A 16,663-nucleotide genomic window follows, 5' to 3' on the forward strand; every position below is an offset into this window, starting at 1 on the left:
GCATGACCAAGAGAGGACTTGATGAGTTGGACGCTGACATCCGCATTCTGAAAAACGAGCCGCTGAGCCGCTACACCTTCACCAAAACGGGCGGGCCGGCCGACCTGCTGGCGTTTCCGACCAGCGTGGCCCAGGTCCAGCAGCTGGTGGCGATGGCTAACGCACAGGCGCTGCCGCTGACCGTCATCGGCAACGCGTCGAACCTGATCGTGCAGGACGGCGGCATCCGCGGTCTCACCATCATTTTGACCGCGATGGCTGAGGTGACGGTGAGTGGCGAGGCCGTCACCGCGCAGGCCGGCGCCCGGCTGATCGACACCACCGAGGTGGCCTACCGCGCCGGGCTGACCGGCTTCGAGTTCGCCTGCGGGATTCCCGGTTCCATCGGCGGCGCCGTGTTCATGAACGCCGGGGCGTACGGCGGCGAGGTCGCAGACGTCCTGCAGGCGGTCACGGTGCTGACGCAAGCCGGCGAAATCGCCACGCGCACCAACGCGGACATGGCCTTCAGCTACCGCCACAGCCTGGTGCAGGAGAACGGCGACATCGTGCTCGGTGCGACCTTCGCCCTCAAAAAGGGTGACCCGGTGGCCATTCGCACGACGATGGACGAGCTGAACGCGCGCCGCGCCGCCAAGCAGCCGCTGGAGTACCCGTCTTGCGGCTCCGTGTTCAAGCGGCCGCCCGACCACTACGTCGGCCCGATGATCCAGCAGGCGGGCCTGCAGGGGCACATCATCGGCGGGGCGCAGATTTCCAAGAAGCACGCCGGCTTCATCGTCAACATCGACCACGCCACGGCCACGGACTACCTGAACATGATCCACTACGTTCAGGCCAACATCTTCGAGCAGTTCGGGCTGCACCTCGAGCCCGAGGTGCGCATCATCGGCGCGGCGCGGTAGGCTGCGTCGTACCAGTGATCGGCGGACACCGCGGATGGCCGAGCTGTTGACACAATCATCGGAATAGGTACGACCGGACGTCGGTTCCTGTGGGAGCCGGCGTCTTTTTTGCGCGTGTCGAGGTTGTTTTGCGCCCGGCCGCGCAGGTTGGGATTGGCGAACGCAGCCGCGGCAGGTGGGGTCAAACCGGCGATCGAGGTGCGCCCCGCTGTCTTGTCATTAAATTGTCATCATTTTTTTTGCGAATCGGCGTTGCTTTTTGGAGGTCAGTCGGTATAATGGGCTAGAATATTAAACTCAAAGTTTAGTTTTACCAAACAAGGAGGTGTCGCATGGACATCGGTCAGAGGATCCGCGACCTGCGAATCCAAAAGAACCTGACACAAGAGGAGCTGGGGGAGCGTACCGACCTGACGAAGGGGTACATCTCGCAGCTTGAGCACGATCAGGGCTCGCCTTCGATGGAGACATTCTTCGACATCCTGAACGTGCTGGGGCAGACACCGGCCGAGTTTTTCACCGAGAATCACGAGGACCAGCTGGTGTACACCGTAGAGGACCAAGTCGAGTACGAGGATGACGAGCGCGGGTTCAACCTGCGCTGGCTGGTGCCGGAGAGCAACGAGAACGAGATGGAGCCGGTGCGCATCAGCTTCGAACCGGGTGGCACCTTCAAGACCTTCGAGCCGTCGCCGGCCGAGACCTTCGTGTACGTGACCAAGGGGCGCGTCACGCTGGAGTTGGGCACCAGGCGCTACACCGCCAAGCGCGGCGAGACCATCTACTTTCACGCGACCAAGCAACACCGCATCGTCAACGCCGCCAAGACCGCCAGCGAAATCCTGCTGGTCGCCACGGCGTCGTACCTGTAAATCCAGTTAGAGGAGTGGGGAGATTGAGCAACAACACCATCATTGAACTCAAGCACGTCAACAAGACTTACGGCGACACCGTCGTGCTCAAGGACGTGAACATCGAAATCGAGCGCGGGAAGTTCTACACGCTGCTGGGGCCTTCCGGCAGCGGCAAGACCACCATTCTGCGCGCCATCAACGGCTTTTTGGACGTGACGTCCGGCGACGTCCTGTTCGAGGGCAAGCGCGTCAACGATATTCCGGCCAACGAGCGCCGCGTCAACACCGTGTTCCAGGACTACGCGCTGTTCCCGCACATGAACGTGTTCGAAAACGTCGCGTACGGCCTGCGCATCCAAAAGCTGCCCAAGGCCGAGATCAAGACCCGCGTGAAGGACGCGCTGCACATGGTGCGGCTGGACGACCTGGCCGACCGCGAGATCTCGGAGCTGTCCGGCGGGCAGCAGCAGCGCATCGCCATCGCCCGCGCCATCGTGCTCGAGCCCTCCGTGCTGCTGCTCGATGAGCCACTGTCGGCGCTTGACGCCAAGCTGCGAAAGGACATGCAGTACGAGCTGCGCGAGCTGCAGCAGCGCCTGGGCATCACCTTCCTGTTCGTCACCCACGACCAGGAGGAGGCGCTGGCGCTGTCCGACGAGATCTTCGTCATGAACGACGGTGAGGTGCAGCAAAGCGGCACCCCGGTGGACATCTACGACGAGCCGATCAACCACTTCGTCGCCGACTTCATCGGCGAAAGCAACATCGTGTCCGGCTACATGATTGAGGACTACCTGGTGGAGTTCAACGGCAAGCAGTTCGAGTGCGCCGACGCGGGGATGCGGCCGCACGAGCAGGTTGAGGTCGTGCTTCGGCCCGAAGACCTCGACTTGACCGCGGTGGACAAGGGCAAGGTCACCGTCACGGTTGACACCCAGCTGTTCCGCGGCGACTACTACGAAATCGTGGCCTACGACGGGGCGCAAAACGAGTGGCTGGTGCACTCCACCAACCCGGCCAAGGACGGCGAGACGGTGGGGCTGACCTTCGACCCCGAGGACATCCACGTCATGCGTCTGAACGAATCCGAGGAGGACTTCGACGCGCGGCTTGAAAGCTACGAAGGTGAATAGGGGGGAGTCAGTTGAAGAAAAGTACCACCAACGCGGCCTTTTACGTGCCGTACGGGTTGTGGCTGGCCCTGTTCGTCGTGGCGCCGGTCCTGCTCATCATCTACCAAAGCTTCTTTGACATCAGCGGGCACTTCACGCTGGGCAACTACGCGACGTACTTTCAGTCCGGGACCTACATCCTGATGACCATCAACTCGGTGGTGTACGCGTTCATCATCACGGCGGTGACGCTTCTGATTTCTTATCCGACCGCGTACCTGCTGCACTACGCCAAGCACAAGCAGCTGTGGCTGCTCTTGATCATCCTGCCCACTTGGATCAACCTGCTGCTCAAGGCCTACGCCTTCATCGGCATCTTCTCCCAGGATGGCGGGGTCAACGGGTTTCTCGGCATGTTCGGCATCGCGCCCAAGCAGTTTTTGTTCACCGACTTCTCGTTCATCCTGGTCGCAAGCTACATCGAGATTCCGTTCATGATCCTGCCGATTTTCAACGGCATCGAGGAGCTCGACCAGGGCTACGTGAACGCGTCCCGTGACCTCGGGGCCAAGGGCTGGCAGACCTTCACGCGGGTGATCCTGCCCCTGACCATGAACGGCGTGAAGGCCGGCGTCCAGGCAGTGTTCATCCCGAGCCTCAGCCTGTTCATGCTGACGCGCCTGATCGGCGGGAACCGCGTGATCACGCTGGGCACGGCGATTGAGGAGCACTTCCTGGTCACCATGAACTGGGGAATGGGCTCGACCATCGGCGTCGTGCTGATCATCGCGATGTTCCTGATCATGTTCCTGACCGGGGAACGCAAGCGGAAGGGAGGCCGGGCCTGATGAAAAAATGGAAGTGGTCCAACCTCTACCTGATCTTCGTCTTCATCCTGCTGTACGTGCCGATTTTCTACCTCGTCGGCTACTCCTTTTCCGCCGGCGACTCCATGAGTAACTTCCACGGCTTCACCTGGCAGCACTACCTCGACCTGTTCGCCGACACGCGGATGATCCAGATCGTGGTCGACACGCTGCTGCTCGCGCTGCTGTCCAGCCTGATCGCCACGATCATCGGCACGATGGGGGCGCTGGCGATCCACCGCACCAGCCGGCCGGTGATCAAAAACACCGTGCTGAGCATGAACAACATCCTGATGGTGTCGCCCGACGTCATCATCGGCGCGAGCTTCCTGATCTTTTTCACTGCGCTGAAGATTCCGTTGGGCTTCCTGTCCGTCTTAATGAGCCACATCGCGTTCTCGATTCCCATCGTGGTGCTGATGGTGCTGCCCAAGCTCAAGGAAATGCGCCAGTCGATGCTCGACGCGGCGCGCGATCTTGGCTCCACAACGACGCAGGTGCTGACGCACATCATCATGCCGTTCATCACGCCGGGCATCCTGTCCGGGTTCTTCATGGCCTTCACCTACTCGCTGGATGACTTCGCCGTCACGTTCTTCGTCACCGGCAACGGCTTCCAGACGCTGGCCGTCGAGATTTACGCCCGCGCGCGCCAGGGCATCAGCCTGGAGATCAACGCGCTGTCCGGCGTGATGTTCATCTTCGCGCTGCTTTTGGTGATCGGCTACTACTTCATCCAGCAGGGCGCCCAGACGCGCAAGGCTAAGCACAAGGGAGGCGAGACGCTGTGAAAAAACTCATGAGCATGATCGTGGCGATCCTCGCCGTTGTCGCCGGGCTGGCCCTGTGGTCGGCCAACCTGAAGAAGACGCAAGGCGCCACCGGTGAGAACACGCTGAACTTCGCCAACTGGGGCGATTACATCGACCCGGCCCTGATCAAGAAGTTCGAGAAGCAGACCGGCTACCACGTCAACCAGGAGACCTTTGACTCCAACGAGGCGATGTACACCAAGATCCAGCAGGGCGGCACGTCCTACGATCTGACCGTGCCGTCCGAGTACATGGTCGAGAAGATGATCAAGGCCAAGATGCTGATTCCGCTGGACAAAAGCAAGCTGACCGGCCTGAAGAACTTCGGCAGTCTGTACATGAACCGCTCCTTTGACCCAGGCAACAAGTACTCGCTGCCGTACTTCTGGGGGACGCTCGGCATCATCTACAACGACCAGTACGTCAAGCGCTCCGAGGTCGAGCACTGGGAGGACCTTTGGAACAAGAAGTGGCGCGGCGACATCATGCTGATCGACTCCGCGCGCGACATCCTCGGCTTCTCCCTCGTCTCGATGGGCAAGTCGATGAACACCACCAACCCGACGACGCTGCAGCTGGCCAAGACCAAGCTCGACGCGCTGTCGCCGAACGTCAAGGCGGTGGTTGCCGACGAGATCAAGATGTACATGGCCGAGGGCGAGGCGCCGCTGGCCGTCGACTGGTCCGGTGAGGCCGCCGACATGATGTGGGACAACTCGCACCTGCATTACGTGGTGCCGACCGAGGGCTCCAACCTCTGGTTCGATAACTTCGTGATCCCGAAGACCGCCAAGCACTTGAAGGCCGTCTACGCCTTCCTGAACTTCATGAACGACCCGAAGAACGCGGCCCAAAACGCGGATTACGTCGGCTACTCGACGCCCAACGACGCGGCGCTGCGCCGCCTGCCGAAGAAGGTCCAAAACGACAAGCAGTTCTACCCGGATCAGGACGTGATTCGCCGCTCCGAGGTCTACAAGGACCTGGCGCCGAAAACCGTGGGGCTGTACAATGACCTGTTCCTCGAGTTCAAGATGTTCAGAAAATAGCTGATGGGACGCCAAAGCGCCACCCACTGCCGGCAGTGTTGCCGGAGTGGGTGGCGCTTTTTGGCAATCTCGGCCCGGGATTTTATTCCCAACCGCAGAGGGTCAGTCCCTTTGCCTTTGCGTTGGCCTGGGTGGTATGCATGATGGTGCCGGCGCGGCTCAACCCGCGGCATCCATCCGAGTAGTGGTATTTCGTTCCCGTCGCCGTGTAGTACACCGTCGCGTTGGGGTTTGCGTGCGGATCGGTGTTGACGACCGCTGCCCTGGAACTTGAAGCAGCCCGGGAGCTTGAGGCGGCAATTGCCTTCTTGCGGCTCGCGGCACTGGCCGCTGCCGCGCGCTTGGCGGCGGCTACTTTGGTACTGGACGCTCGCGCCGCTGCTGCCTTGACGCTGGAGCTTTCGGCTGCCTTCTTAGCGGCGACGGCCTTCTTTGAGGTTTCGGCCGCCTTTTTAGCTTTGGCTGACTCCCTTGCCGCAACGGCTTTCTTTGAGGCTTCGGCTGCCTTTTTGGCCCTGGCCTTCTTGGCCGCGAGGGCTTTCTTTGAGGCTTTGGCTGCCTTTTTGGCCTTGGCCTTCTTGGCCGCGACGGCCTTCTTTGAGGCTTTGGCTGCCTTTTTGGCCTTGGCTTTCTTGGCCGCGACGGCCTTCTTTGAGGCTTCGGCTGCCTTTTTGGCCTTGGCCTTCTTGGCCGCGACAGCCTTCCTTGAGTCATTGGCAGCTTTTTTATCTTCGGCCGCCTTTTTGGCCTGAAGGGCTTCCCGCGCCTCTTCTGCCTTGAATTCAGGTGTGGTGCTCATCAAGCCGCCGCCGGTAAACATGATGATGAGGCCGGCGATCCAGACCCACTTGGTTCGCTTGCTCCCATTGTGTTTCCAGTGGCGCCTAAAGACTTGAACGACTCCTATAATGAATAGAATAAACCCAACGAGCATCAATGCAGTTGCAACGTTTGCCATGATTTTCTCCCCCAAAAACGATGATGGCGTGCCACAAAAATGTGTTCTTTTGCGGCCACTGCCTAGAGTATATCATGCGCTTCATGTGTTTATAGAAATATATTTATAGTTGATTAAGTTTATTATGTGAGACTTTTGAAGGCGCAAGCCGAGCGGTCACGTTGCCGTTTGGGCGGAAGAAATTCCAGGTCCCGGCGCAATGAAGCTGGGGGAGGTCGAATCTCCTTGCAAATCCCGGCGACAGCCGTATTCTGGGGTTAACGAAACGACGAGGTGGACAATATGGAAGCAAACAGCGGCTGGTGGCTCGTGGCCTTTGCGGGCGTGTTGGTGCTGGTGATGATTGCAAGTGGCGTGCGGGAGCGGCTCGCGCTGCGCGACCGGCTGCTCGGCAGCTGGGGGCGCCTACCTGAGGTGCAGCGCCGGGACAGCCCGGCCAGCCTCGAGGAGGCGTTCAAGTACGCGCGGCAGCTGCACCCGACGGACAGCGTGGTCGACGACCTGACGTGGCAGGACCTGAACATGCAGGCGGTCTTCAAGCAGCTTAACCTGACGGAGTCCAGCGTCGGCGCCGAGGCGCTGTACGCGCGGCTTCGCGCCTACGACTTCGGCCAGGCGAAAGACCTCGAGGACCTGATCGCCTTTTTCACTGACGACGCGGTGGCGCGGTTGCGCTGCCGCACCGCGTTCGCGCGGCTGGGCAAAAGCGACCACAACCAGACCCAGGCCTACCTGCTGGAGGGCGCCAAGCACGAGCTGCACCAGACCTGGCGTTACGTGGTGCTCGGCTGCCTGCCGCTGGTCGGCGTGGCGCTGGCCTTCGTGCTGCCCATGATCGGCGTGACGCTGGTGGTCGCCAGCCTGATCTTCAACCTGGTGTACTACCAGCTGCGGCGCGAGCGGCTGACCGTCGAGCTCAACGCGATGCGCTACCTGGTTCAGACGGTGGCGATGGCGCAGCGGGTGGTCAAAATCGCGACGCCGCGCCAGGCCGCCCTGCGTGCCGCACTCGCGCCGCTTGCGCCGATCACGCGGACGGCCTTCGTGTTTCGCATCAAGACCGGCACCGCGGGTGAGGTGATTGCCGATTACCTGAGCATCGCGTTCATGCTGCCGTTCATCTCCTACAACTTCGTGCTGGAGCGGCTGCACCGCGACCGCGACGCCGCGCAGACGCTCTGGACGCTTCTGGGGGACCTGGAGGTGGCCATCGCCATCGCCAACTTCCGGGTGGCCGCGCCGGTGTGCTGCACGCCGCGCTTTGAAGCCGGCGGGGTGGTCGCGCACGGCCTGGTCCACCCGCTTTTGGCCAAGGCGGTCGCCAACGACCTGGCCTGGGACCGCACGGCGCTGATCACCGGCAGCAATGCCTCGGGCAAGTCGACCTACGTCAAAAGCGTGGCGATCAACTGCCTTTTGGCTCAGACCATCAACACGGCGACGGCGACGGACTTCACGCTGGCGCCGGGCCACGTGATCACGGCGATGGCGATCCAAGACGACCTGAGCGCCGGCGACTCGTACTTCATCGCCGAGATCAAGGCCATCCAGCGGCTGCTCGCGCGGGTGGCCAAGGGCCAGCGCGTGTACGGCTTCGTCGACGAGATCCTGAAGGGCACCAACACGGTCGAGCGCATCGCCGCGTCCGCCAGCATCATCCGCTGGCTGGAGGCGACCAGCGCCCTTACCATGGTGGCGACGCACGACAGTGAGCTGACCGCCATCCTCGGGACCGGGGTTTTGAACTGGCACTTCCAGGAGGTGGTCGACGGCGGCGGGGTGCACTTCGACTACCGGCTGCACCAGGGCCCGGCGACGACGCACAACGCGATCGCCCTGCTGGTCCACCTGAAGTATCCGGCGGCGATCACGACCACGGCGCAGGATCTGGCCGGGCAGTTCGAGGCGACGCACCGCTGGCCGGCGCTTGCGGGGCAGGCCGCCAAGCAGGACTGACGGCCGCCAGCCGCGGCCGTTTTTAGGTAAAAGCCCGCGGGCATGGTATACTTGAGCCAGAGTACAATTAGGGGAGGGCGACGCGGTTGGCGGAAGGCTCGGCTTTTGCGGTGGTGCTGCTCGGCAGCGATGATAATGTTTACGGCGTGGCGCGCTCGTTCCACGAGCGCTACGGGGTGGTGTCGCAGGTGTATGCCCGCGAGCAGTTCGCGCCGACGCGCTACTCCAAGATTGTGGACGTCCACCTGGTGCCGGATCTGTACCAGGATGAGGTGTTCACCGCCACGATGGCGGCGATCGCCTGCCCGGTGCCGACCATCCTGCTGCCGTGCGGGGACGCCTACGCGAGCCTCGTCGCCACGCACCGCGACCAGCTGCGCGAGCAATTTCTGTGTCCCAGCATCGACGCGGCGCTTCTGGCCCAGCTGGCCGACAAGGAGCGCTTCTATGCGCTGTGCGAGGCTCACGGCATCGCGTTTCCGGCCACCAAGATCATCACCAAGGCGATGGCGGCTAGCGGCGTGGCCGTGAGCTCGCCCTATGATTTTCCCGTCATGCTCAAGCCGGCCGACAGCCTGACGTGGCACACGCTGTCCTTCGAGGGGCTCAAGAAGGCCTACCTGATCCACTCGCAGGTCGAGCTCAACGCGACGATTCAAAAGGCCTACGCCAACGGCTACGTCGGCAACCTGATCCTGCAGGACTTCATCCCCGGCGACGACTCGCAGACGCGCGTGCTGAACGCCTACGTCGACGGCGAGCACCGGGTGAAAATGATGTGCCTCGGCCATCCGCTGTTGGAGGACCCGACGCCCAACGTGATCGGCAGCTACGTGGCAATCCTGCCAGCGCACGACGACGCGCTTTACGCCCAGTTCGCCGCCTTCCTCGAGGCCATCGGCTACGAGGGGTTTGCCAACATCGACCTGAAGTACGACGTGCGCGACCGCCAGTTCAAGATTCTGGACCTCAACCTGCGGCCGGGCCGTTCCGCGTATTACGTCACGCTCAACGGCTACAACCTGGCGCAGTGGCCGGTCGCCGAGTTCATCACCCGCGACCTGGCGGGGCAGGCGCCGGTGTTCGCCAACCCCGAGGCGGCCGCGCGCAAGGTGTGGCTCGGGGCGCCGAAGAAGGTCCTGGCCACCTACGCCACCGACAACCCGGCCAAGGGCGAGGCCCTGCGCCTGATTGCCGCGGGGCAGGTCGGCAGCACCGTGTTTTACGACGCGGACATGACGGCGCGGCGGTGGTTGTTGATGACCTACATGTTCCACAATTATTACGGGCGCTTCCGCCAGTATTTTGCTGAAAATAAGGGCGGCGCGTAGTATCCTGTTACCAAGAGCAAAGGAGCGATAGCATGGCCACAGAAGAAGACTTCGAAGTTGAATCGATGCACTACAACCGCCTGCTTTTGGCGGTGGACGACGACGACGACGACTCATCGCGCAAGGCGTTCAACTACGCCTGCACCCTGGCGAAAATCTACAGCATCCCGCTGGGCATTGTGTCGATCCTCGAGACCGGCGACCTGAATATCTATCAGTCGCTGTCCCCGGACCTGCTCAGCCAGCGCCGCTCGGAGATCGCCGCCCACCTGAACACCTACGTGGAAAAAGCGACGGCGTTCGGCGCCCAAGACGTCCAGCCCCTGATTGGGGAGGGCAAGCCTGGCCGCGTGATCCTCGACGAGATTGTCCCGGCCTTCAAGCCGGACCTGATCATCCTGGGATCCCACAACCGGCGCGGCCACGTGCACATCGGCCACGTCGCCGGTGACATCGTGCGCGAGGCGGAGACTTCCGTCATCGTCGTGCGCTAATCAAGGCGGCGCGCTTGCGCCGCTTTTTTGCTGCAAGAGACCAGGGCGGAGCAAGGCGCACTTCGCGAGACACATAACGTGGGAGTGGCACTTGAAGCGTTCTTTGCTTCGAGTGCCGGTCCAAGTTATGTGCGCCCGCGTTGCCATGCGCAGCCCGACGAAAACCAAGGCGGAGCAAGGCGCACTTCGCCGGTCGGCTAGCGTAAGGCTAGCGGCTGGGGCGTACTTGGCCCCGAGCGCTGGTCTTAGCTGGACGAACCGGTGTTGCCATGCGCAGCCCGACGAGGACTAGGGCTAGGTTTGAGGAGATCAGAAAGTGGAGGAGTTACATGGATTACGGCAAGGTTGAAATCGGCACGGTGATCAAGCGGATCAGCCGCTTCACGGTGATCGTGGCGCTGAACGGGCAGGAGGTGGCCGCCCACCTGAGCAACACCGGGCGCAACAAGGAGCTGCTGGTGCCGGGCCACGCGATCAGCATTCGCAAGGCGGCCAACCCCGAGCGCAAGACCCCGTACGACATCATCGCCGTGCAGCGCGACAACCGCTGGATCAACATCGACAGCCTGGCGCCCAACCGGGTGGTGAACGCGGCGCTGCGCGACGGCACGCTGCACCTGCCCGGCTGCCCCGGGCCCTACGTCGTGCACCCGGAGACCACGTACCGCGACTCTAGGCTCGACTTCGCCGGCACGGACGCGGCGGGGCAGGACTGGTTCGCCGAGACCAAGGGCGTGACCCTGGCGAACGGCACACGCGCGGCCTTTCCCGACGCGCCGACCACCCGCGGCCTCAAGCATGTGCACACGCTGACGGCGGCCCAAGAAGCCGGTTACCGGGCCTACCTGGTGTTCGTGATTCAGTTGGACGGCATCAAAGACATGACCATCTACCGCGACCGCTTCCCCGAACTCGCGCCGGCGATTCAGGTCGCCCAGGCCGCCGGGGTGCAGGTGGTGGCGGTGACGTGCAAGAGCGGGCCGAACTTTTTGACCCTGGATACCGTGGTGCCGTTCGAATCGACGCTGCCGTTCACCGAGGTGCCCGTGGTATAATGACCGCAAACGTTGACGGGAGAAACCAATGACACCCTACCAAAAATTCATTGCGAACACTAAGCTGCGCCGCGCGGCCGTGATGGCCAGCATCATCGTCGTGCTGTGGCTGGCCCGAAGCATCATGAGCACCATTTTGCTCACCTTCATCTTCGCCTTCCTGGTGACGCGGGTGATCAACCTGGTGCGCCGCCGGCTGCACGTCCGCGCGGTCCTGGTGGTCGCCCCGCTGTACCTGATCGTGCTGGCGGGGATGATGTACGCCCTGATCCATTACGTGCCGGTGATTGCCAACCAGACCGTGCACCTGTACAACCAGGTCCAGACCTTCTATAACAGCAAGGCGTTCGCCAACAACCAGGCGATGCAGTGGGTGCTCAACGCAATCAACTCGATGAACCTCAAGACCCAGCTGCAGGCTGGCATCAACACGATCCTCGAGTACGCCGGCAGCATCACCGCCATGGGCGTCACGCTGCTTTTGTCTTTGATTCTCAGCTTCTTTTTCACCGTTGAGATCGACGAGCTCAAGGCGTTCGGCGCGCGCTTCGTGACGTCGCCGTTCGGCTGGTACTTCGCCGACCTGAAGTACTTCGCCGACAAGTTCATCAACACGTTCGGCGTGGTGATCGAGGCGCAGATCTTCATCGCCATCGTCAACACCGTGATCACGACCATCACCCTGATTGCGCTGAAAATGCCCAACGTGCCCAGCCTCGCGATCATGGTCTTCCTGCTGTCGATGATCCCGGTCGCCGGCGCCATCATCTCCGTGGTGCCGCTGGCCATCATCGCCTTCACCGTCGACGGGCTGCAGGGGGTCATCACCATCATCGTGATGATTCTGGTGATCCACATGCTCGAGGCCTACGTGCTCAACCCGAAGTTCATGTCCACGCGCACCAAGCTGCCCGTGTTCTTCACCTTCGTGGTGCTGCTGGTCGGCGAGCGGCTGTTCGGCACCTGGGGGCTGATCGTCGGCATCCCGATTTTCACCTTCATCCTGGACATCCTGGGCGTCAAGCGCATCCCTGAAGAGGCGGCGCCCAAGCCCCCGGCCAAGAAATAGACGTCAAAATGGCCCCACCGCGGCGATTGCTGCGGTGGGGCCATTAGTGTCTGGTGGGTCAGCCCTCGGCGACCTGCTCGCACACGGTGTCGAAGGCGGCGACCGCCTGGTGGTAGTCGGCCAGCCGGGTGCCGAAGCGGGCGGAGAACGCCTCGGGGCCGCCGGCGATGAACGGCCACTCGAAGGCCTGCACCTTCTCGTAGGCGGCGGTGAAGTCGGCGTAAAGCGCCGGCTGGCCCTCCAGCTGCAAGATCAGCTGCAGGACGCGAAAGTCGGTGTGGGCCAGCTCGTATTGCACCGCGATCTGGCGGGCGAACGGGTGGCCCTGGCGAATGTGGTCGAAGTGGTGCGCGACGGTCCACTGCTGGTTGTTGAGCGCGCTGGTGCGATCAAGTTTCATCGTGACGCCTTCTTTCCTAGGATAACGCTATCATAACGCGAATCCGAAGAAAAAGCCGCTGGGACGACTCGCGGCTAGCGGTGGAAAATTTTGTACACGCCGCGGGCGATCAGCGCGAAGCCGCCGCCCAGCAGCAGAATGTCCATCACCCCGTGCAGCCAGGAGAGGCCGGTGCTTTGGTTGACCGCGGTCTGCAGTGCGGCGCTGTTGACGTAGACCAAGAAGTAGACGATGCTTGCCGCCCAGAGACCGGCGATGGTGAGCCATAACTTTTTCATGCGATTGCTCCTTTGGCGGGTGGGTCCCGCAACTGTCGTAAGTGTAGCAAACTCGGCGGGGTTCGGCCAGCGCAATTGGGTAGCGCCGCTTTCTGAAATAGTGTATGATATAAGGGAATTACGCAGTCAGGAATGACAAAAATTAAAAGCGAGGTAATCTCTAGATGGCAAAATTAGTGCTTATCCGTCACGGTCAAAGTGAATGGAACCTGTCCAACCAGTTCACCGGCTGGGTCGACGTTAACTTAAGCGAAAAGGGTGTTGAGGAAGCGAAGACGGCTGGTCGCAAGATCAAGGAAGCCGGCCTCGAATTCGATCAGGCTTACACCTCTGTTTTGACCCGTGCGATCAAGACGCTGCACTTTGCACTGGAAGAATCCGGTCAGCTCTGGATTCCAGAAACCAAGACCTGGCGCCTGAACGAGCGTCACTACGGCGCGCTGCAGGGCCAAAACAAGGCCGAAGCCGCTGAAAAGTGGGGCGACGAACAGGTTCACATCTGGCGTCGTTCCTACGACGTGCTGCCTCCGCTTCTGAGCGCCGACGACGAAGGTTCCGCCGCTCAGGACCGTCGCTACGCCAACCTGGACCCTCGCATCGTGCCGGGTGGCGAGAACCTCAAGGTCACCCTTGAGCGTGTCATTCCGTTCTGGGAAGACCACATCGCACCGGATCTGTTGGCCGGCAAGAACGTGATCATCGCCGCACACGGTAACTCCCTGCGCGCCCTGACCAAGTACATCGAAAACATCTCCGATGAAGACATCATCAACTTGGAGATGGCCACCGGCGAACCTGTCGTTTACACCTTCAACGACAAGCTTGAAGTGACCGACAAGACCAAGCTGGGCAAGTAATTGCCCACCGCCCCCGTGCAGCGCAGCTGTGCGGGGGCGTTTTGTATTCCAGAGCGCAGCGTGGCGCAGTTTATCGGGGCGCTTGGGTCGGGCCTGGTTTGTCCGCTGCTTAAGATTGCCTTGCGCCGCCGCAAATTGCGGCGCGATGTAGTAGAATGTAGAGACAGAACAGGAGTGATGACGTGAAAAGCAAATGGGTCAAACTGGCCGTTGCCCTGATGGTGGCAACTATCGCGCTCGCCGGGTGCTTCGGCGGCAAGAAGGCGGCGGAGACGAAGCCAAGTGCGTACCAAACGGCGCTGAAGGCGGGCGTGAAGGCGGTACGGACCGACGAGTTCGAGCAGGCCGCAACGCACTTCAAGGACGCGGTGGCGGCCAAGGCCACCAAGGCGGCCAAGACGGATCTGGCGCAGACCAAGGCGTACCTGACGGCGCAAAAGCAGCAGCGGGCCGGTCGCCCGGTGCGCGCGCTCAAGACCGTCCAGAAGGCGCAAAAGCGCAAGCACGGCGCCGCGGTTTTGGCCAGCAAGCTCAAGGCGTTCGCCAAGCGGCTGACGCGCGAGGCCAAGAAGTACAAGCGGGCCGCCGCGCTGCTCAAGGAGGCCCAAGCCCAGGCCGACGCCGGCGAAACCGCGCAGGCCAAGGCAACTCTGGCCCCGCTTGCGCCGCTGGACTGGACCCAGACCTACCTCAAGCGGCTCAAGGCGCACTACGATGAGCTGACCCAGACGCTCGCCGCGGCCGCCGCAAGCGCCACGTCCGCCACCGCCGAATCGGAGACGTCAAGCTCGAGCAGCGCGGACACAGCCAGCAGTGCGGACAAGGCCAGCACGTCAAGCACCGCGCCGGATCCCACCGCGGCCGACCAGCCCAAGGTCAGCTGGAATCAGGCGGCCGGCACCAAGGACGACGGTGACAAGGCCACGGACGCCAGCGCGTCCAGCAGCAGCGACGACGCCAAGGCCACAACCGAAAGCGGCAACGACCTGAGCGCGGCCTCGGTGCGCAGCGTGATCCTGACGTACTTCGGCACCCAGCTGTCTGCGGATGCCGTCAATGCCGTGCCGGACGACGGCATCCTGCAGGCCTACAAGGACACGCTGGCGGTCGGCGGCGACGTCGGCTACACCGTGTCGCTGCTCGAGGAGCGCTACCCGGACGTGGTGCTGACCACCGCGAAGTCCACCACCACAGCCGACGACACCGCCGCAAGCGGGGACTAGCCCCAGCCGTGACGGGTTGGCAACAGACAAGCGCGCACCATCGCATTCAGCGGTGGTGCGCGCTTTTTCGTTGGGTCATTCAGTCCGTCGCCAGCCCCGCGCGCTTTTGAAGCCGGGCGATGGCCAGCGCCACGCCGGTCATCGCCACGGCGCAGGCACCGTAGACCAGCCAGGCGGCGGTGGGGGACACCACGTTGGCGATGCCGAGGAAAACGGCGGTGCCGGCTGGGGCGCCGAGCATCACCAGCGTCTGCAGGGCGCTTGAGACGGTGGCCAGGTGGGCGGCGTCGACGCGAGCCAGCACGATGGCGGACAGGCGCGGGTTGATTTTGCCCACCGGGTAGCAGGCGATGACCAGGAGCGCGACCATCGCCGGGCCGTTGTGCCACCAGACCAGGTTAGCCGATTCGGCGGCAAGCGCCATCATGGTGACGGCGGCGAGCGCCGGCAGCGACCAGTTCTTGAGGCCGTCGTGCATGAACAGGGCGGCGACGGTGGTGCTGAGGCTGGCGGCCACGCCGACCACCGCGATGGTGGTGGCGAAGCTGCCAAACCAAAGCGCCGGGGTGTTGGCCAAAAGCACGGTGAGCAGGCCGTCAAGCCCGGTGCCCAGCGCGTTGACGCCAAGCGCCAGGCCGATGATGCCGAACAAGAAGCGGTCTCGGGTGATGAAGGTCAGGGCGCGGCCGATGCCCTGGCCCATCGACTCGGGGGCGGTTGGCGCCTGAACCTGCGCGGCCTGCGCCGCGCGGTCGGCGGCCCTGAAGACGGCGCGGTCGTGCACCAGCACCAGGGCGGCAAGGGCGAAGCTGGCCGCGTTGATCAGGCCGAACAGGAAGTAGTTGTGGTGCAGCAGGACGATCAGGCTGGCCCCGAGCGCCTGGAACACCAGGCTGATGATGTTGCCGACGCCGCTGAGCAGGCCAAAACCCTGCTGGTACTCGTCCTGGTTGGCCAGCACGTGCTTTTGGTAGTGCAGCACCAGGCTGCCGGTGAAGTCAGCCAAGAGGTCCGAGCCGAGGTTGATGGCCAACAGCACCGCGAACAGGCCGAGGCTGCCCGGCGCCTGAATGGCGAAGGCGAGGACCACGTAGGCGGCGGCCTGCACCAGGCGCAGCCCGATCATCGCCGTCAGCCGGCGGCGCGGGGCGAGGTGGTCGGCGAGGTAGCCGCTGGGCACGGCCAACAGCTGCGGCACCAGGTTGATCGCGGTGACCAGCGATAGCGCGAGCGTTTTGAACGGCAGGGTCTGGGCGTAGACGAGAAAAACAAAGTTGAACAGCACCGAGCCGATGCTGGACAGGAAGCTGGCGTTGGCCAGGGCGCGAAACGGGCGATTGTGCAGGTAGATGTTCATGATGAGACCTCCGTGGGTGGGTAACTTGATGTGATGGCCTCATGATAGTTGACGGGCGCCGACCGCTGGCGCAAAATGTCATATATG

General features: G+C 62.6%; 17 protein-coding genes. 13 read left to right on the forward strand and 4 right to left on the reverse strand.

The features are described 5' to 3' along the window. The first annotated feature begins 2 nt into the window (after positions 1-2). The 6 genes from murB to LE416_RS11730 all read left to right on the forward strand — a co-directional run bounded on the left by murB (position 3) and on the right by LE416_RS11730 (position 5,598). Complete coding sequence (gene murB, locus LE416_RS11705; protein ID WP_241865057.1) at positions 3-905, forward strand: UDP-N-acetylmuramate dehydrogenase; 903 nt, start codon at positions 3-5, stop codon at positions 903-905. A gap of 332 nt (positions 906-1,237) precedes the next feature. Further along, positions 1,238-1,777, forward strand: a complete 540-nt coding sequence (locus LE416_RS11710; RefSeq protein ID WP_225049090.1) for a helix-turn-helix domain-containing protein — start codon at positions 1,238-1,240, stop codon at positions 1,775-1,777. Between the two features lie 23 nt (positions 1,778-1,800). Beyond that, positions 1,801-2,892: an ABC transporter ATP-binding protein gene (locus LE416_RS11715; protein WP_225049093.1), complete on the forward strand. Its 1,092-nt coding sequence runs from the start codon at positions 1,801-1,803 to the stop codon at positions 2,890-2,892. 11 nt (positions 2,893-2,903) lie between these two features. Beyond that, positions 2,904-3,719, forward strand: a complete 816-nt coding sequence (locus LE416_RS11720; RefSeq protein WP_225049095.1) for an ABC transporter permease — start codon at positions 2,904-2,906, stop codon at positions 3,717-3,719. Next, positions 3,716-4,528, forward strand: coding sequence for an ABC transporter permease (locus LE416_RS11725; protein WP_225049201.1), 813 nt, complete (start codon positions 3,716-3,718; stop codon positions 4,526-4,528). Before LE416_RS11720 ends, LE416_RS11725 begins: the two co-directional genes overlap by 4 nt. Beyond that, entirely contained in the window at positions 4,525-5,598 is a 1,074-nt protein-coding gene (locus LE416_RS11730) for an ABC transporter substrate-binding protein (protein WP_225049097.1), read from the forward strand. The genes LE416_RS11725 and LE416_RS11730 overlap by 4 nt, the downstream gene beginning before the upstream one ends. An 82-nt stretch (positions 5,599-5,680) precedes the next feature. Here LE416_RS11730 and LE416_RS11735 read toward each other — a convergent pair whose 3' ends face one another. Continuing rightward, on the reverse strand, positions 5,681-6,556 hold the full coding sequence (locus tag LE416_RS11735; protein WP_225049099.1) for a hypothetical protein: 876 nt from the start codon (positions 6,554-6,556) through the stop codon (positions 5,681-5,683). Positions 6,557-6,838: 282 nt separating this feature from the next. Between LE416_RS11735 and LE416_RS11740 the strand changes: the two genes are divergently transcribed. The 5 genes from LE416_RS11740 to LE416_RS11760 all read left to right on the forward strand — a co-directional run bounded on the left by LE416_RS11740 (position 6,839) and on the right by LE416_RS11760 (position 12,461). Next, on the forward strand, positions 6,839-8,512 hold the full coding sequence (locus LE416_RS11740) for a MutS-related protein (RefSeq protein ID WP_225049102.1): 1,674 nt from the start codon (positions 6,839-6,841) through the stop codon (positions 8,510-8,512). An 86-nt stretch (positions 8,513-8,598) separates the two neighbouring features. Further along, positions 8,599-9,843, forward strand: a complete 1,245-nt coding sequence (locus tag LE416_RS11745; protein WP_225049104.1) for a carboxylate--amine ligase — start codon at positions 8,599-8,601, stop codon at positions 9,841-9,843. Positions 9,844-9,875: 32 nt separating this feature from the next. Further along, the gene (locus LE416_RS11750) at positions 9,876-10,337 is read left to right on the forward strand and encodes a universal stress protein (RefSeq protein ID WP_225049105.1); all 462 of its coding nucleotides are present in this window, start codon (positions 9,876-9,878) and stop codon (positions 10,335-10,337) included. A gap of 329 nt (positions 10,338-10,666) precedes the next feature. After that, the gene (gene sfsA / locus LE416_RS11755; protein WP_225049106.1) at positions 10,667-11,392 is read left to right on the forward strand and encodes a DNA/RNA nuclease SfsA; all 726 of its coding nucleotides are present in this window, start codon (positions 10,667-10,669) and stop codon (positions 11,390-11,392) included. Positions 11,393-11,420: 28 nt separating this feature from the next. After that, the gene (locus tag LE416_RS11760; protein ID WP_225049107.1) at positions 11,421-12,461 is read left to right on the forward strand and encodes an AI-2E family transporter; all 1,041 of its coding nucleotides are present in this window, start codon (positions 11,421-11,423) and stop codon (positions 12,459-12,461) included. Positions 12,462-12,519: 58 nt separating this feature from the next. Here the strand turns inward: LE416_RS11760 and LE416_RS11765 are convergent, their stop codons facing one another. Next, a complete protein-coding gene (locus LE416_RS11765; RefSeq protein WP_225049109.1) occupies positions 12,520-12,861 on the reverse strand; it encodes a hypothetical protein in 342 nt (113 codons plus the stop codon). 74 nt (positions 12,862-12,935) lie between these two features. Then, entirely contained in the window at positions 12,936-13,139 is a 204-nt protein-coding gene (locus tag LE416_RS11770; protein WP_225049112.1) for a hypothetical protein, read from the reverse strand. A gap of 164 nt (positions 13,140-13,303) precedes the next feature. On the opposite strand from LE416_RS11770, the gene LE416_RS11775 reads away from it, so the two are divergent. Both LE416_RS11775 and LE416_RS11780 read left to right on the forward strand, forming a co-directional pair. Continuing rightward, entirely contained in the window at positions 13,304-13,996 is a 693-nt protein-coding gene (locus tag LE416_RS11775; protein WP_225049114.1) for a 2,3-diphosphoglycerate-dependent phosphoglycerate mutase, read from the forward strand. 182 nt (positions 13,997-14,178) lie between these two features. Continuing rightward, entirely contained in the window at positions 14,179-15,219 is a 1,041-nt protein-coding gene (locus LE416_RS11780) for a hypothetical protein (RefSeq protein WP_225049116.1), read from the forward strand. A 79-nt stretch (positions 15,220-15,298) separates the two neighbouring features. Here LE416_RS11780 and LE416_RS11785 read toward each other — a convergent pair whose 3' ends face one another. Beyond that, entirely contained in the window at positions 15,299-16,576 is a 1,278-nt protein-coding gene (locus LE416_RS11785; RefSeq protein WP_225049118.1) for an MFS transporter, read from the reverse strand. Positions 16,577-16,663: the final 87 nt, after the last annotated feature.

This window comes from Lacticaseibacillus kribbianus (assembly GCF_020180945.1).
Classification (GTDB): domain Bacteria; phylum Bacillota; class Bacilli; order Lactobacillales; family Lactobacillaceae; genus Lacticaseibacillus; species Lacticaseibacillus kribbianus.

Excerpts from the sequence above, each read along its gene's own strand:
- sfsA (WP_225049106.1), top strand. The coding sequence starts at position 10,667 with ATGGATTACGGCAAGGTTGAAATCGGCACGGTGATCAAGCGGATCAGC.
- LE416_RS11785 (WP_225049118.1), bottom strand. The coding sequence starts at position 16,576 with ATGAACATCTACCTGCACAATCGCCCGTTTCGCGCCCTGGCCAACGCC.
- murB (WP_241865057.1), top strand. The coding sequence starts at position 3 with ATGACCAAGAGAGGACTTGATGAGTTGGACGCTGACATCCGCATTCTG.
- LE416_RS11750 (WP_225049105.1), top strand. The coding sequence starts at position 9,876 with ATGGCCACAGAAGAAGACTTCGAAGTTGAATCGATGCACTACAACCGC.
- LE416_RS11765 (WP_225049109.1), bottom strand. The coding sequence starts at position 12,861 with ATGAAACTTGATCGCACCAGCGCGCTCAACAACCAGCAGTGGACCGTC.
- LE416_RS11735 (WP_225049099.1), bottom strand. The coding sequence starts at position 6,556 with ATGGCAAACGTTGCAACTGCATTGATGCTCGTTGGGTTTATTCTATTC.
- LE416_RS11775 (WP_225049114.1), top strand. The coding sequence starts at position 13,304 with ATGGCAAAATTAGTGCTTATCCGTCACGGTCAAAGTGAATGGAACCTG.
- LE416_RS11740 (WP_225049102.1), top strand. The coding sequence starts at position 6,839 with ATGGAAGCAAACAGCGGCTGGTGGCTCGTGGCCTTTGCGGGCGTGTTG.
- LE416_RS11760 (WP_225049107.1), top strand. The coding sequence starts at position 11,421 with ATGACACCCTACCAAAAATTCATTGCGAACACTAAGCTGCGCCGCGCG.
- LE416_RS11710 (WP_225049090.1), top strand. The coding sequence starts at position 1,238 with ATGGACATCGGTCAGAGGATCCGCGACCTGCGAATCCAAAAGAACCTG.
- LE416_RS11770 (WP_225049112.1), bottom strand. The coding sequence starts at position 13,139 with ATGAAAAAGTTATGGCTCACCATCGCCGGTCTCTGGGCGGCAAGCATC.